A 23,066-nucleotide genomic window follows, 5' to 3' on the forward strand; every position below is an offset into this window, starting at 1 on the left:
TTTTTATGGAACGGAAGCAGGGCAGTGGTTCCGGCACTGCCCTGCGGGGGAGTCCGTCAGCTCAGCGGGCCGAAGCCGTATAGATGCGCCGGGTTGTCGACCAGCATCCGCTGCTGCACAGCAGGGTCGGGTACCCACAGCGGTATCAGGTCCACCAAGTCGGCGTCATGCGGCATGGGGCCGCGGTAGATGGGGTGGGGCCAGTTGCTGCCCCACAGCAGACGGTCAGGATAGGCGCGTGCCACGGCGTGCACCATGGGCAGCATGTCCTCGTGCGGATAGGGCTGCTGCGACGAGCGGTACAGGCTGGCCAGCTTGACCCAGCACCGGCCGGTCTCCAGCAGGCGCAGCAAGGCAGCAAAGCCGGGGCTGTCCAAGCCTTCGTTGCCCAGCACATGGCCCAGATGGTCGATGACCAGATCGCAGTCCAGTGCCAGCAAGCGGGGCAGCAGGTCCGCAAGCTCATGTGACTGGTGCAAATGCAGCAGCAGATGCCAGCCCAAGGGGGCTACCTCGGCATCCAGCGCTTCCAAATGCTCGAAGCGTGCACCGCCACGCACCACACTGGAAATGCGGCAGCCGCGCATGCCGCCGTCGTACAGGGCCTGCAATTCAGAGGAGGCAAGGCCGGGGCGGATCACCGCCACGCCGCGGGCGCGTGGGCCCAGCTCGGCAATTGCATCCAGAGTGACGCAGTTGTCCGTGCCATGTGCACCACCCTGCACGATCACACAGCGGTCTATGCCCAGTTGTGCCAGCAGTGCGCTGTACTGCGCCACCGTGCAATCTTCGGGCGTATAGCTGCGCTCGGGCGAGAAGTCAAATCGGGCTCGCGGCCCGAAGACATGGGCATGCGTGTCCACCGCGCCGCGCGGCATGGCAAAGCGCGGGCTGCGCAGCGTGCGGTCCGGCCCGGCGCAGGAGGGCGCTTCTGTTGTGGCGGTAGCGGTGGCAATGTTCACGCGCCTTCTCCTTGCGCGGCCTGGTATTCGCGTTTGGCGAGATCGGCAAGAATGTCGGCGCCTCGATTGGCCGCAGGCAGGCCACGGAACAGGAAGCACAGGCTGATGACGGCCTGCAGCTCGTCCCAGCTAGCACCGGAGCGGCGCGCGGCAATGCCGTGGGTGGTGGCGGCATCGTTGCGGTCCATCAGCAGCATGCCGAACAGCATCAATTGCACGGTCTTCTGATCAAAGCAGTCGGGGTGCAGTGCATGGGTACGGGCCTGCTCCTGCAGGTCCAGCATCTTCGGGTCCAGCGCGCCGGTGATTTGAAAGCGCGAACGGATGCGTGGTGGCACAAAGCCCAGCATCTCGCGATAGACCTCGCCGCGCTGCTCGATGCTGTCCTGGCCTTCCTGATAGGTGCCGATCACAGCTTGCAGGGCTGCGGAATCCTGGGCGGAGGAAGAAGAAGTCATAGTGAACCTTGTCTCTGTTTTTGTGTGGAAAGGGTCCGATCATGTGCCGGAACCTGCCGCTCCCCAGTGAACGGCTTGATAGGAATCATGGTCGGTATGGAGATACGTGTCCAATACTGTTTAAGGCGATTTGAATACCTTTTAGGTATCAAGATTGGTTCGGGCTGCTAGTATCTTTGCCCATGGACCTCAGACAGATGCGCTACTTCCTGGCCCTGGCCCAGGAACTTCATTTCGGACGTGCGGCAGAGCGGCTTCACATGTCCCAGCCGCCGCTCACGCGCCAGATCCGAGCTCTGGAAGAGCAACTGGGCACACTGCTTTTTCTGCGCACACCCAAGGGTGTAGAGCTGACCGAGGCAGGCCAAGCCTTGCTGGAGGAGGTGCCCAATGTGCTGCTGCTGGCCGAGCGTGCGCAGGAGCGCACGCGGCTGGCTGGCCAGGGGATGGAAGGGCGGCTGGAGGTGGGCTTGTTTACCTCTAGCGTGCTGGACGTGATTCCGCGCATTCTGGCGGGATTTCATGCCGAGCGTCCGCAAGTACGCATCGGCCTGCACACTATGTCCAAGGTCCAGCAGATCGATGCCTTGTTAGAGCGGCGCATTGCCATCGGCTTTAACCGGCTGGTGCCAGAGACCCCGGGCATCACCGTGGAAACCGTGCTGCAGCAGCCCGTGGTAGTGGGCCTGCATGACAGCCACCCGTTGTGTGCACGCGAGGAGATCACGCTGCGCGACTTGGAGGATCAGCCAATGATCCTTTACCCCAATCTACCGATTGCTGGCCTGGCCCAGGAGGTTGACGGCGCGTTCCGTCGCGAGGGGCGACGTCTACAGGTCGTGCAAGAGGTGGAGGATGTGCTGACTTGCATCGCTTTGGTGTCCGCAGGCTTTGGGCTATGTATCACCATTGCTCCGGCGGCCAACCTTGGACTTCCAAATGTTGTCTTTAGACCTCTTCGCTCACGCTGGCTGCAAAGTGTCGAACTACAGTGCATTTACCGCAGTGATGACCGCTCTGCTCTGCTGCGGGCATTTCTAGCCCATGTGAGGGCTTCAGCGGCGTAGTGTGTCGTGGTAATGCACTAGAAGAAGGTGCCGCATCAATCCGGTCGGACAGGGTTGGACTGCCCCTAGGATGAGGTGATTGACTTATACATTTCTATTATTGAAATTTTCGACAATTGTCTTTTCTTAGAGCTCGGCATGCTGAAAGGTATGTATGCGTACTTGCTTTGAACGCGCACCTTCGAGCGCTTTTCTTGTGCAACCAAATGGCCTATACGCTGTTCCTGCGCTGCACTTCTCATCGACTGTTGGAAACTGGCCGCTTACCGGTAACTGGCCACCTACCACCAAAAGGTTGACGACATTCCAAAAGTCCTAGTGGTTCGAGTTGTTTCCACAACTCTTTGCTAAATGGCTGACGAGACATACGCAGGCAAAGCAAAGTTGTGTTGGCCGCTCTAAGAACATTCTGCAGGTACAATTGAACGGGAATCATTCTTGTTTAAGTGCAGGTATTCCGCAGTCAGCCGAGCCCTGTCTATAAATGTCCTCATGTCTTCTGTTGAGAGCCCAGACCAGGCCCCTATTGCGACTCTCTACACTGAGCACCATGGTTGGCTGCAGGGCTGGCTGCGCCGCAAACTAGGCAATGGCTGCGATGCAGCCGATCTGGCGCAGGACACTTTTGTGCGGTTGCTGGATGCGCCGGACACCTCGGTCGTTAAGCAGAAAGACTGGCAGTTGCGTGAGCCGCGTGCCTATCTGACTTTGATTGCCAAGCGGCTGGTAGCCAACCTGTATCGTCGCCGTGCGCTGGAGCAGGCCTATCTGGATGCCTTAGCCCTGATGCCCGAGCCGGTGGCGCCGTCGCCCGAGGAGCGAGCCATCATCCTGGAAGCCCTGCAGGAGGTGGATGCGATGCTGGACGGCCTCAAACCCGCCGTGCGCACGGCTTTTTTGCTGTCCCAACTGGAGGGCCTGGGCTATGCCGAGATCGCCGTGCGGCTGAATCTGAGCGAGCGCACCGTCAAGCGGTATATGGTCCAGGCCATGGCCCGCTGCATTTTGCTTGCACCATGAGCAGGTCGTCATCTTCTGCAGATGCCGCCGTCAGCGAGCAGGTCGCGCTGCAGGCCGCCGAGTGGTTTTTCCTGCTACAGACCGGCGCTGCTAGCGTGCAGGAGCGGCAGCGCTGGCAACAGTGGCACGCCTCCCATCCCGCACATGCTGCTGCATGGGAACGTGCACAGCGCGTGGGCCAGACATTCCATTGTCTACCGTCAGCGCTGGCCCTGCCGGTGCTGAACCGCGATCCAGACCAGCGCCGCAAAGCCGTCAAGATGCTGGCCGTGCTACTGGTTGCCGCGCCTGCTGGTTGGCTGGCATGGAGGCATGGCGGTGAAGAGTTGTTGGCTGACCAGCGCACTGCGACAGGCGAGCGCCGCGAGGTGTTGCTGGCCGATGGCAGCCGCCTGCAGCTGGATACAGCAAGCTCTGTGAACATCAAGTTTGATAGCGGTGTTCGCTTGGTGCACCTGCTGGAGGGCGCGATGCATATTCAGACAGCACCGGATATGCAGCCCCTACCACGCCCTTTTATCGTGACCACGGAACAAGGGCGGATGCGTGCCCTGGGCACGCGTTTCACGGTGCGCAAGGAAGCAGAGTTCACGCGTGTGGCCGTGCTGGAAGGCGCTGTGGAACTGAGTCCCCACGCAGCGCAGGATCGGATGCGGGTGCTACTGGCAGGCCAACAGGCACGGATGACGGCCCGGGGTGTCGGCAACGTCGATCTGGTCATGTCGGATGCCGACGGCTGGACCCGTGGTGTGCTGCATGTACGCAACATGCGGCTAGAGGAATTTGCGCGGGAGCTGGGCCGCTACCGCCCTGGTGTGCTGCGCTGCGACCCTGCGGTGGCAGAGTTGCGCATCTCCGGTGTCTTTCAGTTGCAGGGCGATACCACGGCGGTCCTGGACAGTCTGCCGCGGGCGCTGCCGGTGAGCGTGCTTTATCGCACGCGTTACTGGGTCACGCTGGTATCTCCACAGCGCTGATGCGGTTCTGTTCAGAATTTTTCTGCAGGTCTGTCCCTTTTGAGGTTCTGGCGTGTGAAGCCTAGGAGAACTTTGCATCACACCGCTTCAGGAGCCCGATTCTTCATGGAACATCCGACCCCTTCTCCTTCCGCCGCAGACGTTGCAGACTTACAGGCGCCCGTGCGGCACAGCCTGCCGACGACCCTGTGCTGTGCGCTGATGGTCACGGCCTGCGCGGCCGCCACCAGCCAGGCACAGACTGCTCCGGCCACAGGCGCCATCCCGCATGAAGTCGTGCAGACCTACCAGCTAGCTCCAGGTGCGCTGGATGCGGCACTGTCCGAGTTTGCTGCGCGAGCTGGCGTCAGCATTACCATTGCACTAGGCCTAGTGCAGGGCAAGACATCGCCAGGTCTGCAAGGCCGGCATGGCGTGCGCGACGGCTTTGCCCGCCTGCTGTCTGGCACGGGGCTGGAGGCGGTCGCAGGCAGCGGCGGCATCTACACCTTGCGCGTCTTGCCGGTGGTGGTGCCGGGTGCTGCCGCTGGCGAAGGAGGCGCATTGGGCGAGGTGCGGGTGACTGCGCAAAAAGAGAGGCCGGGCACCACGGAAGGAACAGGCTCTTACACGGCCACCGGCCCCAGCACCACAGCCACGCGCTTGACGCTGACCCAGCGGGAGACGCCGCAATCGGTGAGCGTGGTTACGCGTGCACAAATGGACGATCGCGGCTTTCAGTCGCTGGAAGAGGTAGCGTTGGACGCAACCGGCTTGAGCACGCGCAAGCTCGGCGGCGGCGAGCGCACGCAGTTCTATATGCGCGGCTTCGCGGTCAATTCATTCCTGGCTGATGGCGTGCCCATCGACTTCGACTCCGATACCCAGGGCACTGCATCCATGGCGATGTATGACCGCATCGAGATTCTGCGTGGCTCAGCCGGGCTGATGACGGGCACGGGTAACCCCTCCGGCACCATCAACCTGCTGCGCAAGCGCCCCACGGATGTGCCCCAGGTTTCGCTGTCGGGCAGTCTAGGCTCCTGGAGCAATCGCCGAGGCGAGCTGGATGCCGCCGGGCCGCTGAACGAGGCAGGCAGCTTGCGTGGTCGTGCGGTGGTGGCGCAGCAGGATACGAACACCTTCAAGAAAGCCTATCGCCACGAGCGCCAGTTGGTGTACGGCACGCTTGAGGCCGATATTGCACCGCGCACCTTGCTTAGTGTGGGCGGCTACTTCAACAAGGAAGACAATCCCGGCGCGGACTGGAATGGCCTGCCCACGCGGCGTGACGGCAGCTTCTACCCGTTCGACCGCTCCACCCGCATGACACCTGACTGGGCCTATTGGAACAAGCGTAACGCCAGCGTCTTTGCGGAGCTGGAGCATGAGTTCGACAACGGCTGGAGGAGCCAGCTTACGGCCCGCGTGCTGAAATCCAAGATGGACATGCTGGGCACCTACCTTTATCCGCTGGAAGATTCCGATCTGTTCGGCCAGGGCGCAGGTGCCTATACCTACAACCGCACGCAATACAGCCTGGATGCCTTTGCCAAAGGCCCGCTGCAGGCGTTTGGCCGCAAGCATGAGCTGGTCTTTGGTGCCAGCCTGCGACAGAACAGCGATGACGACGGCCCCGGTGGCTGGCCTTTGGACTATGCGCCGGTGGTCGACCCCATGAACTGGGATTCAAGCGCCGTGCCGCGTCCGGCGTTTTCGTCGGCCTGGTCCCGCCGTGGTCACCAGCGGCAACTGGGCGCGTACAGCACCATGCGCCTGAGTCTTGCGGATTCGCTGTCGGCCATTATCGGCGCGCGTTTAGATTCCTATCGCTACGATATGCACACGGTGTCAGGCGAATGGTCGGAAAAGAGCCTGTATCGCGTGAGCGACCGTGTCACGCCTTACTTTGGCCTGGTCTACGAACTCGATTCCATGCATTCGCTGTATGGCAGCTGGGCCGGCGTATTCCAGCCACAGAACTACCAGGCAGCCAGCGGCGCGATGCTCGACCCCGTCGTGGGCCGCAATCTGGAGGCCGGCATCAAGGGCTCGTACATGGGGGGCCGCCTGCAGGCAAGCGCCGCGGTCTTCCAGATCAACCAGTCCAATCTGCCCCTGCAACTGCCTGGCAACGAATGCCGCACCCAGGCCGTGGTCTGTTATGCCCAGACCGGCGAGGTGCGCAGCCGTGGCCTGGAGCTTGAAGTGGTGGGGGCCATCACTCCGAGCTGGAAAATCATGACGGGTTATACCTTCAACCGAGCCAAGCACGTCAAGGATTCGGATGTTGCAAAAGCAGGTACTCCCTATGACCAGCAAACGCCGCGCCACCTCTTCAAGCTGACCACGAGTTACCAACTGCCGGGTGCCATGAGCAAATGGGGCATTGGCGGCTCACTGCGCACACGAAGCGAAACCAGCTCTTGGCACAACGTGCGCCAAGGTGGCTACACGATTGTCGATCTGATGTTGTCCTATCAGGTAAGCCCGCAACTGGACATCCGTCTCAACATCAACAATGTGGCGGACCGCTATTACTACGAAGCGACAGGAAGCACCCAGGACAACAACCACTTTGGCGCACCGCGCAACTTTCTGCTGACGGCAAACTACCGCTTCTGAAGGGCGGGTAGGGGTGAGCAAACCTGTGAATGAACCGAGAAAATTGGTTTATATGAGATTCTTCTTTGCAAGATTATCATTCGCAGCCTATGTAACTGTCTGGCAACTTCACCGGCGCACTGTTGAGAGCGGTTAGTACAACCAGTCAACGAAGCGTGCACAGGTGATTGCTGTCGTTAATTTGAGTAATGCGAGATGTATGTCCAGCCGTCTCTCAAAGCTTTTGCGCAGCTTCCCAAACACTGCAAATCATTGTGGATTCAACAGGTCGATGCCACACATGCGCTGAACATCTCAGCGGGTGTATGGAAGCGAAGCGTCTTGCTATGGCGCAGTTTGACAGCGTCAGTGTGCTGCGCCGGGCCGACGGTCTGTTCGGCGCGGCAGCGTGTGATCCTCGCCCGGAACCTGCTGGGCACGCTGCGCAACCGGGAACTGATGCAGGCCGCGAAAGACATTGCCGCCGACACCGGCCTGGAGCATCGCCCGGTGACAGACGGGCAGCGCGTGGCCGGTATCTACCGGCGCTCGGTCATGCTGGCGAGCGGGCGTTATGCCATGCTCGACGACGGCATGGGCTTTGCGCTCGTGCCGTGGCGACCTGTGATCGAGCAGCGGCTGCGACAGCAGCTCGCCGCGATGATGCATGATGGCGGGGCGACATGGGAGATTGGACGAACGCGCAGCCCTTCCATTCCTTGATCGGAGGGAGTTACTGCACTACACGCGCATAGTGGCTGGGTGGCTTCCCAATGTGCCTAGTGAAGGCCACGCTGAACGCGCTGGTTGAGCCGTAGCCAACGTGTTCAGCTATCTCCGAGACGGACAGTTCACCACGACGCAGGAGTTCCTTCGCAATTTCCATTCGCCACGAGAGAAGGTATTCCATAGGCGCGACCCCGACCGTCCGCGTGAAGCGTTCAAAAAAGCTAGATCGCGATAGCGCAGCGATCTTGGCAAGGTGCGCAATCGACCAACGCCGGTCAAGGTTCGCATGCATCTGCTTCAACGCGGCTGCCAATCGCTCATCGCCCAATCCACGAAGTAAGCCAGGCGGTGCGCTTCCTGAGGTAGTTGAACGCATGGCCTCGACGAGCATCATTTCGGCCAGCCGGGTGCGCATGAACTCGTTACCCGGCTTTTCATCCGCACATTCCTCGCCCATCATCTGTACAAGCTGCGATAGGCGCATCGAACCTTGCACATGCACCACTTTAGGTAGCAGCGACACCAACAAGCCCGGATCGGCGCAGTCAAACACGAACGAGCCTCCTAACGAGCGCATGTCGGGTTTACCGGTCTGCTCGCCATAACGCAACTCCGGCCCCACCGGTACTTTGTTGGGGTCCATGTAGATCGGCGGCGCAGGAACGAAGCTGGATATCGTGAAGCTAGGTGTGGTGGGGAGCAGCACGAAGTCGCCAGCGCTGATTATCGTCGGCTCGTGTCCATCCACGGCCAGCCGATAACTGCCTTCCAGCATGATGCAGAAGCTGGGCTTGCCGAACTCGGAGTAGCGCACAGCCCAATTGCCCTTGCCGCTGATCACGTTGGCGAACACGGCCTGCGGGTGCAGCAGTCGGACGATTTCGGATAGAGGGTCACTCATTTTGGACTCTCGCAAAAATAGAGTGGACTATATAGTATCGTTAATCCTTAAATAGTTCTCTATCGTTGTGTCTGAGTCAACCACCTCGGAGCACAAAATGAAGACTGTACTGATCACCGGCTGTTCGTCCGGCTATGGCCTGGAAACCGCCCGTCACTTCCTGGCAAACGGCTGGAATGTCATCGCGACCATGCGGACGCCCCGCTCGGACCTGCTTCCCGCCTCGAACAACCTGCGCATCCTGCCGCTCGATGTCACCCAGCCCGAGAGCATCGACCGGGCCTTGGAGGCCGCTGGCCCCATCAATGTGCTTGTGAATAACGCCGGCATCGGCCTGTTCGGGGCATTCGAGGTCACCCCGATATCCACGGTGCGGGAGATCTTCGAGACCAACACGTTCGGCGTCATGGCAATGTGCCAGGCGGTGATCCCGCAGTTCCGCGAACGCGGAGCCGGCACGATCGTCAACGTCACGTCCAGCGCGACGCTGGCCCCGTTCCCGCTGGTGGCCGCCTACACGGCCAGCAAGACCGCCATTGAAGGCTTCACCGCATCGCTGGAGCATGAACTCAAGGCGGTGGGCGTCCGGGTCAAACTGGTCGAGCCGGGCTACGGCCCCTCCACGAGCTTCGCCGCCAACGGCCAGCAGCGCATGCAGGGCCTGATCCCGAAGCCTTACGAGTCCTTCGCGCATGAAGTATTTGCAGGATTTGGCCAGCAATCTGCGGTAACAGTCGCGTCGGATGTCGCCGAAGGCATCTGGAATGCCGCTAACGACACCTCAAGTCGGTTGCAATTCCCGGCAGGTGCCGACGCCATTGCGCTGGCGCGGGCAGCCTGACGGCGAGCGCCGCCGCGACTCGCCCACTTACGAGGATCTTTCATGATCATGCAAATCCGCTCCCGCAACTTTTCGCGATCAACATCGGTCCTCGGCAGTGCGAACGTGCTCGCCTTGAGCCTGGCCGTATTGGCCGGCTGCAGCGGCCACGCCGCAGAGAACGCTGCACCGCCCCCGACGGGTATCAGCGTGGCGCTCGTGCCGGTTAGGACCAATTAGTCAGTGGGACGAGTTCAGTGGCCGCGTCGAGGCCATCAAGCGCGTCGATCAGGGGCTGCAGCTGTCGCCACAGCTCTTTGCTAACGGGTTGTCTTGCCATGAGGGCATGAAGCATAAATGCTTCATGCCGGTCTCAAAGGGAAGTAGTGTTAGCGGCTCTAAGTAGGCGGCTTAGCGCGAGGACTTGATGGCGAGATAGTTCATGCAAATGATCATGTTGGGTGTCGCGTATGAGAACGCGAAATGTGACTGATGGTGGTCGGTGCGTGATACATTTATTTGCAAATTGCCCCCAGCTTCGCGCCTCTCGTATTCTTCTCACGAACTCCCATGAACAACCTCAAAATCGGCACTCGCTTGGGTGGCGGCTTCGCTATCCTGCTTCTGATCATGCTTATCACGGGGGTGTTCAGCCTTATAAGCATGAACCATGTCGTGCAAGGCACAACTGACATCACGGAGCAGTCGCTAGCCAAGGAGCGCATGATCAGCGATTGGTCTCGTAACCTTCGCTCTGGGGTATTGCGCACGACCGCTATAGCCAAGAGCAGCGACTCTTCGCTTCCAGCCTTCTTTGCTGAAGACGCTGCGACCTCTTCGCGTGAGTCTGCCTCGTTGCTCAAAGCCATTGAGCCATTGCTGCAAAGTCCGCAGGAAAAGGAGCTATGGAGCGCCATCCAGAAGGCGCGAACTGACTATTTGGCAGGGCGTGATGCGGTCTCCAAGGCCAAGGCCGCAGGTAACACCGACGAAGCCGAACAGCGGTTCACTCAGAGCTATCAACCTGCGGCGCAGCGCTATATCGATAGCGTGCAGGGCTTGTTGGCTTTGCAGCGTGCCAGTATTGATAGTGCCGCACAGGCTATCGAGGCAGAATTTCAGTCCACGCGCCTGCTTATCATCGCCGCACTAGCTGGTGCACTCGTATTGGGTGCGCTCGGTGCATGGTGGCTCACGCGAGGCATCACACATCCACTGGCCGAGGCTGTGCGGGTGGCTCGGACCGTGGCGGCGAACGACCTTACCAGTTCGATCACAGTGAACTCTCGCGATGAAACCGGCCTATTGCTGGAAGCGCTACGCCACATGAATGACAACTTGGCCCGGGTGGTGAGTGATGTTCGATCCGGCGCTGAGGGCATCGCCACTGCGTCAAGCGAGATCGACACTGGCAACCAGGACTTGTCCTCTCGCACTGAACAGCAGGCCAGCTCGCTTGAACAAACTGCCGCCGCAATGGAGGAGTTGAGCAGTACCGTGCGGCAAAACGCCGATAACGCGCGCCAAGCCAATCAGCTTGCGGCATCCGCCTCCCAGGTGGCACAACAAGGTGGCCGTGTGGTGACGGGGGTGGTGAGCACCATGGACACGATCAATACATCCAGTCGCAAGATTGCCGACATCATCAGCGTGATTGACGGAATTGCTTTCCAAACCAATATCCTTGCCCTGAATGCTGCGGTGGAGGCTGCCAGAGCAGGCGAGCAAGGCAGAGGCTTTGCTGTCGTTGCGAGCGAAGTGCGCAACTTGGCACAACGCAGCGCTGAAGCGGCTAAGGACATCAAGACGTTGATCAACGACTCGGTCAGCAAGGTGGAAGAAGGATCCCGTCAAGTAGCCGAGGCAGGACGCACAATGGACCAGATCGTTGAGAGCGTCAAACGTGTGACTGACATCATGGCTGAAATCACCGCAGCCACTTCAGAACAAAGTACCGGTATCGATCAGGTGCACCAAGCCATCACTCTGATGGACCAGGCCACCCAGCAGAATGCAGCGCTGGTAGAAGAGGCCGCAGCAGCCACTGGCTCGCTCAAAGCCCAGGCGAGTGAGCTCACTGCTGCCGTGAGCGTGTTCCGCATTGCTGGAGGACATCCTGTACGCGTGGCGGCACAGGTCAATGTGCCACGGTCTACGCCTGCCGTAGCGTTGCCGCAAGCTGCCGTTGCTAAAGCTGCTCTCCAATCACGCACCAACGCCATCGTCGCCGCACCTGCGGCTCGAGAATCAGAAGATGGCTGGGTCACCTTTTGAGGCTGTACGCCAATAGATAAAGGCTTTGTCGCAGCGGCCCTGGGCTTCACGTTTGTCCGCTAAGTGCTGTGAAGACGATTCAATGGCGTATGACCAGTGATTCAGGTGCTGCGTCAATCTGATAAAGACCAAAAGATATAAAAATCATGGCTGAAGAAGCACCAGAGCCCTCCGTAAATAATCCACCTTCCACTCAGTCAGAAAAGCCATCCGAGGCCTGGTGGCTGAAGCAGCTAAAAGGGCATCCGTTCAAAGCTCTTAGCTTGGCCATATTGGTCTATGGCGGGCTGATCTTGTTAGCGTTTTTTGTTCAGCTTGGTTCGATGCCGGATCTCGATCTAGCAGGTGCGACAGCCACATTCGCAGCCGTTGCGGTGATCGGCTTACTAGTGGTCACAGTGTTGGGTATCTCTACGATTGTTGCTGGACTTGCGACACGCTCACTGACACCAGATGTGCCCAATCTGGCGAATGGGTGGAGCCTAGGGTTTCTCGCCGCGCCGGGAGGGGTCTTCATCATTGGTACAGCGGTCAATGTGAGCTTTGACACCAAAGGTTTTGAGCCTGCCTTTTGGCTGGGGTTGGCATTGCTTTTAGTTCTTCCTGCGTCTTTCTTTAGTTGGTTGATTCCATTTGCGCAGCAAAAAACCAGGGCGCTCCGGGCTGATCCGGCATCTAAAAATGTTTGCTGGATTCAGTTGTTACTGACAACGCGAAGTGTCCCGCAGGTAAGTGTTGTCTCCGAAAACTCCGTGCCAGACACAGCGTCAAACGTTGCTTCAACAGAAAGCAGCAATTCCACAACCCGGACCCAGATCCTCTCATTGGGTGGAGACTATCTTGTATACCTCATGTGCTGCTTCATGTGGTTTGTGTCGTCGGCCTTTACAGCATTCATAACCTATGACTCCTGGGCGCGACAGGGTAGCGCGGGCGTGAGAGAGGGTGGTGCATTAGCTATGTGGGGTATAGCCAGCATTCTCTTGAACATACTGCTCGTAAAGGTTGTTAAAAAAATGCTGGTGCTCGCGTGTATTGCGCTAGGCGGTGCAGCTGTTCTGATTCTGACAATACTCACTGCCTCCTGGTTTGCCATTCCAGTTTCGGTGGTGCGCAACTTGGGACTTGGAGAAATTCCTGTCGGCGTGGTGGTGACGGCCGAGGGGTGTGACACGTTCAACAAAGCTGCACGTGGGCAGAAGGTGTGTCAAATGAGTGCCGATGAGAAGTTGGGATGGGTGTGTCCGGTGGTTCTGAAGTCCCGCATTGGCGCTCCGATGGTATTTGAGCTAGCGTCATTTGGGGATGATGGGAATTGGCCTATTCAGCCTTTCGAGATCGATAAAAAGGCACCAGGCGGTGGTAGCAAGAGAGACCTGTACTACCCACGTATTCAGGTAGCTAAGTCTGAAGTGAAGTCCTGGCCATCCATCACTTCGTTCAAACCCGATCCAAATAAAAAAACCGGTGCAACCTCTGCCCAAGACAACAGCAAGAACTCCAATCCCAGGCCCCTTGTCAGTTACCTCAATAGAAGTGCTGCAGCAGAGACCGATGCTCAACGGCAATGGCTACTGACGCAATGCGGAGCAGCCACCAAAGCAGATGTTCCTAAATCTGAGGCATCCAAAAAGCCCAAAACCACTCAAAGATAGCTCTAGGATTTCTGCTCTACCGAGAGCAGTCTAGGCTACTCACCTTGGCCATCGTTGAAGCTCTCAATTCCAGCAGAAACCAATAGCCGGCGATAGAGCTCGTAGCACCGCAGCGCCTTCATGAACTCGCCCATGTTTGCCAAGCGAGCATCCTCGGAGCTGAGTGGGGAAATCCCGCCAAACCCATATGACACCCGCATTTGGCCCTGCACTTCGACCTCATCCAACGTACCTTGACTGTTCTTAATCAGTTGCGTTGCAGGTGCAACCTTCCGGGTGATTGCCTCGACCTGCTTGAGCTCGATTCGAGGGCCAAGTGCATGGCTGCTACGGTTCCGGTAGTCGGACGTACGTTCGTGTAATCCTCATCATCAAGTGACCTCAGCGTCGCCATGTAGGCAGCTGCATCTGGAAAGTCTGCGATCAAATTCTGGCACTGGGTTCCTTTTCTGGTCTTGTGAGGAAACGCTGCCTTGGCTTTGTGGCTGTCGGATCGCCCGGGTCGATTCAGTGGAGCCTTGCTCATCTCGAGTCTAGCGAGCGTCATACCTGAGGAAGCTCAGCTCCTTCGGGCTTGAAAAGGCCTTCGTGCCTGTCGCAGATAGCAACAAAGCCTTGACGGTCCGGCCTTCCGTGCAAACCCTTGGTCATGCAAATGTGTATTGATTATTTTGAAATTCAATTTCAAAATAATCAAATCAACAAGGGACACAGCATATGAAGACCATTGAGCGCTCGGATGAGCGTATTCTTTCCTCGGACATCTTTGAAAGCGAGCGCAGCTATGTGGGGCAGCGGTCTGCCCAGTGCTACGAAGAGCCAGGCAGAAGCATTCCGGTACACCACGATTGCGATGTACTGGTCGTCGGAGGAGGTCCTGCAGGAACGGCAGCGGCCGTATCCGCTGCGCGTCAGGGCGCACGCGTCACGCTGCTGGAGCGCTACAACCATCTGGGAGGCTTGTCCACGGGCGGACTCGTGATCTGGATAGATCGCATGACTGATTGGGCAGGGGTTCCAACCATCCGCGGCTTTGCGGAGGATGTTCTGGGGCGTCTGCCATCTGATGCCATCGCCGGACCAATGCCGGAAGAGTGGGGCATCCAGGATCCCACCCGGGCTGCTTATTGGGCCCAGCGGACGGCCGCCTATCACGGAATCGTCACTTGGTCTCCCACCATCGACCCAGAGCGGCTGAAGCTGGCATGCCAAGAAATGGTGCTGGAGAGCAAGGTGCGCCTGTTGTTCCACGGCTGGGGTTCGGTGCCCATTGTTCAGGACGGAGCAGTGCGTGGAATGGTCTTCGAGAGCAAGGAAGGGCGCATGGCGATACGCGCCCGGGTGGTTGTCGACTGCACGGGAGATGGGGATGTGTTCGCCCGTGCGGGCCAGCAGTTCGAAACCGATATCGAAGCCAACGATGTGCACCATTGCATGAACACCTCGTGGTTGTTTGGCGGTGTGGACATGACGCGTTGGATCGAGTTCAAGGCGGGCCAGCCCGAACAGTTCACGGAATTCATGCGTCGGGGCAGGGAGAGCGTGGGCTTGTTTGAACGCCCGTTTGTCTCATGGCGAAACGATGTGGCCCTCTTCATGGGGCCGAGACAGTCGGGTTACTCGGCCTTGAATGTGGATGACCTCACTGAGGTGGAGATTCGCTCACATCGACTCATGGCCGCGCATCTGGAGTTCTTCCGCAACAATGCGCCAGGCTTTGAACTTGCCTACATGCTGACCAGCGCACCTCAGATCGGTGTAAGGCATACACGGCGTCTGGTTGGGGTCGGCAAGATGCTCCGCAGCCAATGGGATTCCGGTCAGCCTCTGCCCGATGAGGTGGGTGTCACGCCGGCCGTCTCGCCCAAGTTTCCCAACATCTCCATCCCGTATGGCTCCCTGGTACCACAGGCGCTCAATGGCTTGCTCGTTGCTGGGCGTCATCTTTCCTGCGATGCCAACTCCCACGGCTTCATGCGAGAAATTCCCCAATGCTGGACGACCGGGCAGGCTGCAGGAACGGCTGCAGCATTGGCGGTCAGCGCCCAGGTCGAGCCGCGTCAGGTGGATATTGCGAAGCTGCAGACAGCGCTGCTGCGCCAGAACGTGTTCTTGAGACCCGGCGCACATGAGCTGGTAGGTCAAGCCGACGTCACAGCCTTGGCCTGAATGTGACAGGCTTCGGCATGCAAGGACTGGACGCCATCGCGGAGAGCCGCAGTGCCAGGTCCTCGCTACGTCGGGGCCGGGAACTGCCACACTGTGCATCTTCAATTGACTATCTACGAGCACACATGAGCCGACCTTCCAAAGCCTCCTCTTTCATGCATGCCGGCGACCTGGGCCAGACCGCCTTGAGCAAGGGCGATACGGTCAGTGCCCTGGAGCGCGGAATTGCCGTGCTGCGCTGCTTCAGCCGTACGGACAGAGTGCTCAGCAACACCGAGTTGTCGGAGCGCACCGGCATACCCAAGCCCACGGTCACGCGCCTGGCAGCCACACTGGTTTCGCTGGGACTGCTGCGTCAGAACGCCGCCACTGAGAGCTTTGAACTGGCGGCTGGAGTGGTTTCAATGGCCCAGGCCTTTCTCTCGGGACTGGACGTGCGTGCGCGTGCCCGGCCCCATATGCAGACGTTGGCAGACCTTACGGGAGGAACCGTGCTGCTGGCGGTGCGTGATGGTCTGGAGATGGTGCTCATCGAGGTCAGCCGACCGCGCATGTCCATGATATCCAGCACGCTGGATGTGGGTTCGCGGGTGCCGCTGCCCAATTCGGCACTGGGCCGAGCCTATCTGGCCGGCGTCGATGAACGTGAGCGTGCGCAGCTGATCGAGACCCTGCATCTGTCGCGCGGTTCCGAATGGCCGCGCCTGCTGCCGGGGTTGGACAGCGCACTGGCCGAAGCCGGCCGGTGCGGCTACGCGGGCTCTTTCGGCGAGTGGCACCGTGAGATTGGCTCCCTGGCCACGCCCATACAGGGCCCGAACGGGGAAGTGATGGCATTGAACTGCGGAGGTCCGGCCTTTGCCTTCAATGCCGAGAAGCTGCACGGCGAGGTGGCAAAGCCGCTGCTGGCCACGGCAGCCAGCATTGCCCAGGACATAGGAGGCGGTTTGCCCTTGTCCCAATCATTACAAAGAAGGACCCCATGAGATTGACCGACCAAGAGAAGGCCATGTACGACGGCCATGAAGGCGCAGCAGTGCAGCGCGCCATGGACTTGCTGGTGCGCTACGGTGAAGCACTGGGCGCGGAGCGCCTAGTGGATACACGCAATGTCTGTGGCACCGTCAGTGCCTCCACGCCTTTTATGAGGGACTATGCGCGGCAAAAAGGCGGGATGGATGCGGTGTTTTCCGAGTTCAACCTCGACAGCGACGACGTGGTCAGCATTCCGCCCGTCAAGGCCTTCACTAGCCATCTGCAACTGGGCTTCGATCCGCAACAGCCACAGCGCATGGGACTGAGCGAGGAAATCGTCCACTTCTACAAGCAGGGGGAGCGCTATACGGCAGAGCACGGCATACAACTGCTCAACACTTGCACGCCCTACCAGGTCGGCAACATTCCCACGCGCGGTGAGCACTGTGCCTGGATGGAGTCCTCGGCGGTCGTCTATTGCAACTCGGTGTTGGGCGCGCGCACGAACACTGAAGGGCGTGAAAGCACTGGAGCTGCTTCGCTGACCGGAAAAATCCCTTACTGGGGCTTTCATCTTGACCAGCATCGATTGGCCACCCACCACATCCAGCTTGAGGTGCCCGTGGAAACCACTGCCGACTGGGGCTTGCTGGGCTATCACATCGGCGAGTTGGTGCAGGAAAGCGTTCCCGTGGTCAGCGGCCTGAGGTCAACGCCCGACCTGGCCCGGCTCAAGCATTTCGGTGCTGCCGCAGCTTCTTCGGGAGGCGTGGAGATGTATCACCTGGTGGGCACGACGCCTGAGGCCAATACGCTGGAGCAGGCTCTGGGAGGCAGGTCGGCGCGACATGTGATGCGCTATGGCGAGGCAGAACGCCGCCAGGCCTATGAAAAACTCAATCACACGGCCCGCGACAGCCATGTGGACTATGTGATGCTGGGATGTCCCCACTACACGATAGAGCAGATCTGGGAAGCCGCCATGCTACTGAAAGGGCGCAAGGTGCATGAAAACAGCGCATTGTGGATCTTCACGCCGAGGGCCATCAAGGCGCTGGCCGACCAAAATGGCTACACCCGCATCATCGAGGAGGCGGGCGGCGTGCTCATGTCCGACAGTTGCTCAGCCATGAGCCGGGCCACGCCTCAAGGCACCAAGGTCGTGGCGCTGGACTCGGCCAAGCAGGCGCATTACCTGCCTGCCATCCTGGGCGTGCAAGCATGGTTTGGAACAACGGCCGAATGCATCGATGCCGCATGCACGGGCCAGTGGAAGGGGGCTTACGCATGACGACGGTGGACACCATGGATCAACAGGTCCTACGCGGGCGCAAGGTGGTGGGCGGCTGCGTGGAAGGCGAGGTGCTGTGCACCGAGGCCCATATCTCAGGTTGGGGCGGCATCGATTCACGCACCGGCACCATCGTGGAAACCCGCCACCCGCTGAGGGGGCAGAGCTTTGCGGGCAAGGTGTTGGTGTTTCCCGGCGCCAAGGGCTCTTCGGGCTGGTCGAATGCCTTTCACCTGACGCGCTCCATGGGCGTGGCTCCGGCCGCCATGCTGTTCACGGAGATGAGCACCAAGATCGCTCTAGGGGCGGTGGTCACACGGGCGCCGGCAATGACCGACTTCGATGCCGATCCGCTGGCGGTGCTGCGCACTGGTGACTGGGTTCGCGTGGATGCGGACAAGGGCATCGTGCAGTTGCTCAGGCGAGCGCAAGAGCAGCCGACAGTCCCGTAGCCACCAGGCCCGACACTGGGCCGCAGACGACCGGGGCGAGCGGGCAAGACAGTCATTAGGCTGTACCGGCCAGGCCCCGATTCCAATCCATCACAGATGAATGCGTGCCACGACACGCAGGGATGATGCATGCCGCTCGATCTTGACGAGCCATGCCGCCCCTAGAACAAAGACAAGGAGACAAAAATGACACGCTGGAACAGACGCGCTTTTTCCCTGACCGCCCTGACCATGGCTTTAGGCTGTGGCAGCCTGGCCGCAGCCCCTGCCTTCCCTGAAGCTCAGCGCCCTATAAGGGTAGTTGTGCCTTTCTCTCCAGGCGGCGGCGTTGATGGCCAGGCCCGAGTGGTGGCCCAGAAGTTGGGAGAGATCCTCGGTACCACCGTGGTTGTCGACAACCGCCCAGGTGCCGGAACGCTGGTGGCCGCACAGGAGGTGATCAAGGCCGCTCCCAACGGCTACACCCTGTTCTACGCAGCCTCATCCACGTTCGCGCAGAACCCGCACACCATGAAGGCTGCCACCTACGATCCGCAGAAGGACTTCACGCCGCTGTCGCTGGGCGGAGCGGGGCCGCTGGTGCTGGTGGTCAACGCGACTCTGCCCGTGCACAGCGTCAAGGAGCTGGTGCGCTACGCCAAGAGCCAGCCGGGCGGAATCAGCTATGCGTCATTCGGAACGGGCACTTCTGCCCATGTGTTTGGTCAGGTGTTCGCCCAGCAGCAGGGCCTGGACCTTGTGCACATTCCTTACCGCGGCGGTGCGGACATGGCGGCAGATCTCATGACCGGCCGTGTGCAGATGGCCTTCGATGCGGCTCCAGCGGCATTGCAGAACGCGGCCACCGGCAAGGTGCGCATCATTGGCGTGGCGGCGCCGCAGCGCACGGCGCTGCTCCCTGGCGTGCCAACCCTGGCCGAACAAGGCCTCAAGAACATGGATCTGACCAGCTGGCTCGGTTGGTTCGGCCCCGCCAAGCTGCCTCCTGAAATTGTCAAGGCTTTGAATTCCGCACTCGTCAAGGCCATTGCCGACGGCAAGGTGCAGGAGTTCTACCGTAACGGAGCCTACACCGCAGAAAGCTCTACACCTGAGCATCTTGCTTCCATGGTACGCGACAGCTATGAGCGCTGGGGCAGTCTCGTCAAGCAAGCCGGTATTCCCAAGCAGTAGGTTTCCCCCCTGAGCCCCAAGCTCTGCTCAGGGCGCAATCTCTCTATTTCAAGCCATGCACTACTCAGGCCCGCCTCAGGCAGCGGGTCGGGCTGCCGCATGGCCTGGTGTGCCGTGAGGGTAGGGGCATTGCAAGCGTATCAGGACCGTTGCCAGGCCCTTGCCGGCTTTCAGCGGGACTGCAACAGCCACACCCGTGGCACATCCAGCCATCACGGCGGATTTTTGGAACCTGGAGGAGACATATGAAGAACGGATCATGGAAATGGGCGTGTGCGCTGGCCTGCGCCGGTGCACTGCCGCAACTGGCTGAGGCACAAAGCAGCAGCGTCACACTGTATGGCATCATGGATGTCGGGCTGCAGCGCACCAGTGCAGGCGGCGTAGGCAGCGTGACTGGTGTCTCCAACGGCGGCTACGCCACGAGCCGCCTGGGCTTTCGAGGGCGCGAGGACCTGGGCAGCGGCTGGAGTGCGGGCTTTGTGCTCGAAGGCAGCCTCAACCCTGATACTGGCACGGGCCGCGCCAGCAATACCAACAACCAAGCCAGCGGCGCTCAGTCGACCACCAGCCTGACCTTCGACCGCCAGTCCTATGTGAGCCTTGCCGGTCCCATGGGCGAAGTGAGACTCGGGCATGACTTCGCGCCTACGCACTGGAACAATATCTATTTCGACCCCTTCAACCAGAATGGAGTGGCCAGAGCCGGCAATCTGACTTTCGCGGCGGTGGGCAGCGGATCGCTCTACACCACCACCGTGGTGAGCAATGCCGTCAGCTACTGGCTACCCAAGGATCTGGGCGGTTGGTACGGCATGGCCATGGTGGGTTTTGGTGAGAACGGCTCCGGTTCGCCACAGAAGAACGACGGCAACTTTGCTGGCGGCCGCCTGGGATATGCCCAGGGCGCGCTAGATGTGGCCGCAGGCATCAGCCGCACCCGCTACGCGCGTACTGCAACTATCGGTGACTACACCCATGCCAATATTGGTGCCAGCTACAACCTCGGCGTTGCCAAGTTGTTCGCCCTATACAACCAAGTGGACGTGGATTTGTCAGGCGGCAAGGTTCGAAAGCGCAGCTATGAGTTGGGCGCGCACATCCCCGTTTCCACGCAGGGCAAGGTGCGCCTGAGCTATGCCATGCTGAATGACGGCAGCTCTGGCGGCTTGCTCAATACGGATGGTTCGGCCCGCAGCGCCAACGATGCTCGTCAAGTTGGTATCGGTTACGTGCACGATCTGTCCAAGCGCACGGCGCTGTATGGCACCTATGCTCATATCCGCAACCGCGGGCAGGCAAGCTATGCCGTCAGCGGCGGTCGTTCGCCGTTGGCCGGCCGCAACTCCTCAGGCCTTGAAATAGGCCTGCGCCACATGTTCTAACCACAAACTCCATCCGTAAGGGCGTCGCATGAATGCGACGCCCAAGCGGAGGCGGCGGTGCCGGCTTCCGCTAATGGATTCATACAGGGTCAACATCATGACAATGCCACGTCGTCACTTGCTAGCGGCCATGGGCAGCGCGCTTGCTGCGTTTGCCGCGCCTTCCGCAGTACAAGCCGCTACCGCGTTTCCCAGCAAACCTATCACACTCATCGTACCGAATGCACCGGGTGGTGCCGTGGATCTGCTGGCGCGCTTGCTGGAGAAGCCTCTGCAACAAGCGTTGGGGCAGCCCATTCTGGTGGTTTACAAGCCCGGAGCCGGAACGGTGATGGGCACGGACTTCGTCGCCAAGTCGGCGCCCGATGGACATACGCTGGGAATGGTGGTCACTTCGCATGTCATCAATCCCGGACTACGTCCACAGATGCCGTTCGATACCACGCGGGACCTCACTGGTGTGAGCCTGCTGGCGACGTCTCCAATTGCGATTTCGGCCAGGGCTGACCTGCCGGTCGCAAATCTCAAGCAGCTGATCGACTATGCGCGCCAGCAGCCGGGCAAACTCAGCTACGCTTCGCCGGGCGCCGGCAGTTCCATGCACCTGGCGGCCGAGCTGCTCAAGCTCACGGCAGGGATCGACATGCTGCACACGCCCTACAAGGGAAATGGAGGGGCCTATCAGGACGTGTTTGGCGGGCGTGTGGACCTGATATTCGACCCCTTGTTCTCGTCACTGCCCCACATCCGGTCGGGACGCATGAAGGCCATCGCAGTCATCGGTCCTGGGCGCTCACCGATTGCCCCCGACCTGGCTGCCGCCAACGAAACCCTGGCCGGCTTTTCGGTGGAAAGCCTGTTTGGCCTGGTTGCTCCTGCCGCCACGCCGGCACCCGTGGTGGACAGGGTCAGTTCCGAGATTGCCCGCATTCTTGCCACACCCGAGATGAAGCGGCGCATGGCTGAGGCCGGTCTGACTCCGGTGGGCTCAACGTCCAGGGAGTTCAATGACCTGATCCGAAAGGAAATGCTCCGCTGGTCACAGGTGATCAAGCAGGCCGGTGTCAAGCTGGACTGAGCGCGTGAAGGGCGGTCCGCGAGACGGCAATCTGGCCGTCCGCGGGCCTGCCCAGTACCTCACTCGAACTTCACATTGAATTCGCGCACCATTTTGTCGAAGGTGTCGTACTGGCTGCGGAAAAAGGCCATGAAGCGTTCTGGCGCCATGCCGTAACCGTCAAAGCCTTGCTGGGCAAGCTGTTGCTTGATAGCGGGCTGCTGCAGCACTTTCTGCAAAGCCTGTGACAGACTGTCGGTGACGGCAGTCGGCATGCGGGCCGGGCCGAAGAAGCCCGCCCAGGGAAGAATGGTCAGCGCTCCGAGCCCGGCCTCGCGCGCAGTGGGAACCTCCGGCAGCAGCACGCTGCGCTCGTTCTGCAGGGTCAGCAGCGCGCGGGCGCGTCCATCCTTGACAAAGCCTGGGGCCGTGGTGCCGGTGGTGAACAGCATTTGTATCTGTCCCCCCACCAGATCGGTCATGGCGGGAACATCGCCCTTGTAGCGCACATTGGTCACTTGGCGCTCTTTGCCCAGCAACTGGAGCATGGCCAACTCCGATGCACTGTTGCTTGAGGCCGAGTTGTATTGACCCGGCTTGCGGCTTATCTCGGCGAGGAATTCCTTGATATTGCGGGCCGCAAAGCTGGACGATACCAGCAGGAACATGGAGAACTGCCCGGCCGTGCTGATCGGCGTGAATTGCTTGAATGGATCATATGGCGCAGAAGGTCTGAGCAAGGGTACGGACACCATGGCGGTATTGGTGCCCAGCATCAGTGTGTGCCCATCGGCTGGCGCGGCCAGCAATGTCTGCGCAGCGAGTATGCCTTCGGCGCCAGGCTTGTTGTCTACGATAACCTGCTGGCGTAACTCGGAGGACAGTCCCTGGGCGATGATGCGCGCCAAGGCGTCTGCTGCGCCACCGGGCGCAAAGCCAACGATCATGCGCAGCGGCCGTGATGGAAACGCTGCGGAGGGTTGGCCCCAGGCCGAACCGCAGGCAGCGACTGTCGCGCCGCCTAGCCATTGCAGCAGTGTTCGGCGCGGCAGATATGCGCCCGATTCGCGGACGGGATTCAGTTCTGATCTTGTCTCCATGGCCTTCCTTTTTTTGTG

Annotated in this window: 18 protein-coding genes and 2 pseudogenes; 15 read left to right on the plus strand and 5 right to left on the minus strand. The window is 60.1% G+C overall.

Features of this window, described 5'->3' with window-relative positions; translation table 11 throughout:
• Nucleotides 1-56 precede the first annotated feature (56 nt).
• Nucleotides 57-962 (minus strand): amidohydrolase family protein, encoded by a 906-nt coding sequence (locus P353_RS14535; RefSeq protein WP_052084867.1) that lies wholly within the window; start codon nucleotides 960-962, stop codon nucleotides 57-59.
• Nucleotides 959-1,420 (minus strand): carboxymuconolactone decarboxylase family protein, encoded by a 462-nt coding sequence (locus tag P353_RS14540; protein WP_080750544.1) that lies wholly within the window; start codon nucleotides 1,418-1,420, stop codon nucleotides 959-961. Before P353_RS14540 ends, P353_RS14535 begins: the two co-directional genes overlap by 4 nt.
• A gap of 182 nt (nucleotides 1,421-1,602) precedes the next feature.
• Between P353_RS14540 and P353_RS14545 the strand changes: the two genes are divergently transcribed.
• The 4 genes from P353_RS14545 (at nucleotide 1,603) to P353_RS14560 (ending at nucleotide 7,088) form a co-directional block, all read left to right on the plus strand.
• Nucleotides 1,603-2,487: a LysR family transcriptional regulator gene (locus tag P353_RS14545; protein ID WP_034370670.1), complete on the plus strand. Its 885-nt coding sequence runs from the start codon at nucleotides 1,603-1,605 to the stop codon at nucleotides 2,485-2,487.
• A gap of 492 nt (nucleotides 2,488-2,979) precedes the next feature.
• Entirely contained in the window at nucleotides 2,980-3,507 is a 528-nt protein-coding gene (locus P353_RS14550) for a sigma-70 family RNA polymerase sigma factor (RefSeq protein WP_034370673.1), read from the plus strand.
• Nucleotides 3,504-4,484: a FecR domain-containing protein gene (locus P353_RS14555; RefSeq protein ID WP_052084868.1), complete on the plus strand. Its 981-nt coding sequence runs from the start codon at nucleotides 3,504-3,506 to the stop codon at nucleotides 4,482-4,484. The genes P353_RS14550 and P353_RS14555 overlap by 4 nt, the downstream gene beginning before the upstream one ends.
• A 105-nt stretch (nucleotides 4,485-4,589) precedes the next feature.
• A complete protein-coding gene (locus P353_RS14560; RefSeq protein WP_080750545.1) occupies nucleotides 4,590-7,088 on the plus strand; it encodes a TonB-dependent siderophore receptor in 2,499 nt (832 codons plus the stop codon).
• 132 nt (nucleotides 7,089-7,220) lie between these two features.
• Here P353_RS14560 and P353_RS29560 read toward each other — a convergent pair.
• A pseudogene (locus P353_RS29560) lies at nucleotides 7,221-7,337 on the minus strand (IS5/IS1182 family transposase); the annotation flags it as partial.
• 135 nt (nucleotides 7,338-7,472) lie between these two features.
• Here P353_RS29560 and P353_RS28145 point away from each other — a divergent pair.
• Nucleotides 7,473-7,790: pseudogene (locus P353_RS28145) on the plus strand (DUF3363 domain-containing protein); the annotation flags it as partial.
• Between the two features lie 10 nt (nucleotides 7,791-7,800).
• Here the strand turns inward: P353_RS28145 and P353_RS14570 are convergent.
• Complete coding sequence (locus P353_RS14570) at nucleotides 7,801-8,697, minus strand: AraC family transcriptional regulator (protein WP_034370685.1); 897 nt, start codon at nucleotides 8,695-8,697, stop codon at nucleotides 7,801-7,803.
• A 97-nt stretch (nucleotides 8,698-8,794) separates the two neighbouring features.
• Here P353_RS14570 and P353_RS14575 point away from each other — a divergent pair, with 97 nt between their 5' ends.
• The 10 genes from P353_RS14575 to P353_RS14625 all read left to right on the plus strand — a co-directional run bounded on the left by P353_RS14575 (nucleotide 8,795) and on the right by P353_RS14625 (nucleotide 21,969).
• The gene (locus P353_RS14575) at nucleotides 8,795-9,538 is read left to right on the plus strand and encodes an SDR family oxidoreductase (protein WP_034370687.1); all 744 of its coding nucleotides are present in this window, start codon (nucleotides 8,795-8,797) and stop codon (nucleotides 9,536-9,538) included.
• 549 nt (nucleotides 9,539-10,087) lie between these two features.
• Nucleotides 10,088-11,791 (plus strand): methyl-accepting chemotaxis protein, encoded by a 1,704-nt coding sequence (locus P353_RS14580; RefSeq protein WP_034370690.1) that lies wholly within the window; start codon nucleotides 10,088-10,090, stop codon nucleotides 11,789-11,791.
• A 146-nt stretch (nucleotides 11,792-11,937) separates the two neighbouring features.
• Nucleotides 11,938-13,446, plus strand: coding sequence for a hypothetical protein (locus P353_RS14585; RefSeq protein WP_157839596.1), 1,509 nt, complete (start codon nucleotides 11,938-11,940; stop codon nucleotides 13,444-13,446).
• Between the two features lie 717 nt (nucleotides 13,447-14,163).
• A complete protein-coding gene (locus P353_RS14595; protein ID WP_034370698.1) occupies nucleotides 14,164-15,615 on the plus strand; it encodes an FAD-dependent oxidoreductase in 1,452 nt (483 codons plus the stop codon).
• Nucleotides 15,616-15,740: 125 nt separating this feature from the next.
• The gene (locus tag P353_RS14600; protein WP_034370701.1) at nucleotides 15,741-16,601 is read left to right on the plus strand and encodes an IclR family transcriptional regulator; all 861 of its coding nucleotides are present in this window, start codon (nucleotides 15,741-15,743) and stop codon (nucleotides 16,599-16,601) included.
• Nucleotides 16,598-17,881, plus strand: a complete 1,284-nt coding sequence (locus P353_RS14605; RefSeq protein ID WP_034370705.1) for an aconitase X — start codon at nucleotides 16,598-16,600, stop codon at nucleotides 17,879-17,881. Before P353_RS14600 ends, P353_RS14605 begins: the two co-directional genes overlap by 4 nt.
• A 14-nt stretch (nucleotides 17,882-17,895) precedes the next feature.
• Nucleotides 17,896-18,333: an aconitase X swivel domain-containing protein gene (locus tag P353_RS14610; RefSeq protein WP_232776525.1), complete on the plus strand. Its 438-nt coding sequence runs from the start codon at nucleotides 17,896-17,898 to the stop codon at nucleotides 18,331-18,333.
• Between the two features lie 186 nt (nucleotides 18,334-18,519).
• The gene (locus P353_RS14615; protein WP_034370711.1) at nucleotides 18,520-19,506 is read left to right on the plus strand and encodes a Bug family tripartite tricarboxylate transporter substrate binding protein; all 987 of its coding nucleotides are present in this window, start codon (nucleotides 18,520-18,522) and stop codon (nucleotides 19,504-19,506) included.
• A gap of 245 nt (nucleotides 19,507-19,751) precedes the next feature.
• Nucleotides 19,752-20,891 (plus strand): porin, encoded by a 1,140-nt coding sequence (locus P353_RS14620; protein WP_034370714.1) that lies wholly within the window; start codon nucleotides 19,752-19,754, stop codon nucleotides 20,889-20,891.
• 97 nt (nucleotides 20,892-20,988) lie between these two features.
• Entirely contained in the window at nucleotides 20,989-21,969 is a 981-nt protein-coding gene (locus tag P353_RS14625) for a tripartite tricarboxylate transporter substrate binding protein (RefSeq protein WP_034370717.1), read from the plus strand.
• A 59-nt stretch (nucleotides 21,970-22,028) separates the two neighbouring features.
• Here P353_RS14625 and P353_RS14630 read toward each other — a convergent pair whose 3' ends face one another.
• Nucleotides 22,029-23,048 (minus strand): Bug family tripartite tricarboxylate transporter substrate binding protein, encoded by a 1,020-nt coding sequence (locus P353_RS14630; RefSeq protein ID WP_080750546.1) that lies wholly within the window; start codon nucleotides 23,046-23,048, stop codon nucleotides 22,029-22,031.
• Nucleotides 23,049-23,066 lie beyond the last annotated feature (18 nt).

Source organism: Comamonas testosteroni (assembly GCF_000761245.1).
In the GTDB taxonomy this organism is placed as follows: domain Bacteria; phylum Pseudomonadota; class Gammaproteobacteria; order Burkholderiales; family Burkholderiaceae_C; genus Comamonas; species Comamonas testosteroni_C.

Bases quoted from the DNA above. Each gene is read 5' to 3' on its own strand.
- P353_RS14540 (WP_080750544.1), bottom strand. From the start codon at position 1,420: ATGACTTCTTCTTCCTCCGCCCAGGATTCCGCAGCCCTGCAAGCTGTG.
- P353_RS14545 (WP_034370670.1), top strand. From the start codon at position 1,603: ATGGACCTCAGACAGATGCGCTACTTCCTGGCCCTGGCCCAGGAACTT.
- P353_RS14550 (WP_034370673.1), top strand. From the start codon at position 2,980: ATGTCTTCTGTTGAGAGCCCAGACCAGGCCCCTATTGCGACTCTCTAC.
- P353_RS14555 (WP_052084868.1), top strand. From the start codon at position 3,504: ATGAGCAGGTCGTCATCTTCTGCAGATGCCGCCGTCAGCGAGCAGGTC.
- P353_RS14560 (WP_080750545.1), top strand. From the start codon at position 4,590: ATGGAACATCCGACCCCTTCTCCTTCCGCCGCAGACGTTGCAGACTTA.
- P353_RS14570 (WP_034370685.1), bottom strand. From the start codon at position 8,697: ATGAGTGACCCTCTATCCGAAATCGTCCGACTGCTGCACCCGCAGGCC.
- P353_RS14575 (WP_034370687.1), top strand. From the start codon at position 8,795: ATGAAGACTGTACTGATCACCGGCTGTTCGTCCGGCTATGGCCTGGAA.
- P353_RS14580 (WP_034370690.1), top strand. From the start codon at position 10,088: ATGAACAACCTCAAAATCGGCACTCGCTTGGGTGGCGGCTTCGCTATC.
- P353_RS14585 (WP_157839596.1), top strand. From the start codon at position 11,938: ATGGCTGAAGAAGCACCAGAGCCCTCCGTAAATAATCCACCTTCCACT.
- P353_RS14595 (WP_034370698.1), top strand. From the start codon at position 14,164: ATGAAGACCATTGAGCGCTCGGATGAGCGTATTCTTTCCTCGGACATC.
- P353_RS14600 (WP_034370701.1), top strand. From the start codon at position 15,741: ATGAGCCGACCTTCCAAAGCCTCCTCTTTCATGCATGCCGGCGACCTG.
- P353_RS14605 (WP_034370705.1), top strand. From the start codon at position 16,598: ATGAGATTGACCGACCAAGAGAAGGCCATGTACGACGGCCATGAAGGC.
- P353_RS14610 (WP_232776525.1), top strand. From the start codon at position 17,896: ATGGATCAACAGGTCCTACGCGGGCGCAAGGTGGTGGGCGGCTGCGTG.
- P353_RS14615 (WP_034370711.1), top strand. From the start codon at position 18,520: ATGACACGCTGGAACAGACGCGCTTTTTCCCTGACCGCCCTGACCATG.
- P353_RS14620 (WP_034370714.1), top strand. From the start codon at position 19,752: ATGAAGAACGGATCATGGAAATGGGCGTGTGCGCTGGCCTGCGCCGGT.
- P353_RS14625 (WP_034370717.1), top strand. From the start codon at position 20,989: ATGACAATGCCACGTCGTCACTTGCTAGCGGCCATGGGCAGCGCGCTT.
- P353_RS14630 (WP_080750546.1), bottom strand. From the start codon at position 23,048: ATGGAGACAAGATCAGAACTGAATCCCGTCCGCGAATCGGGCGCATAT.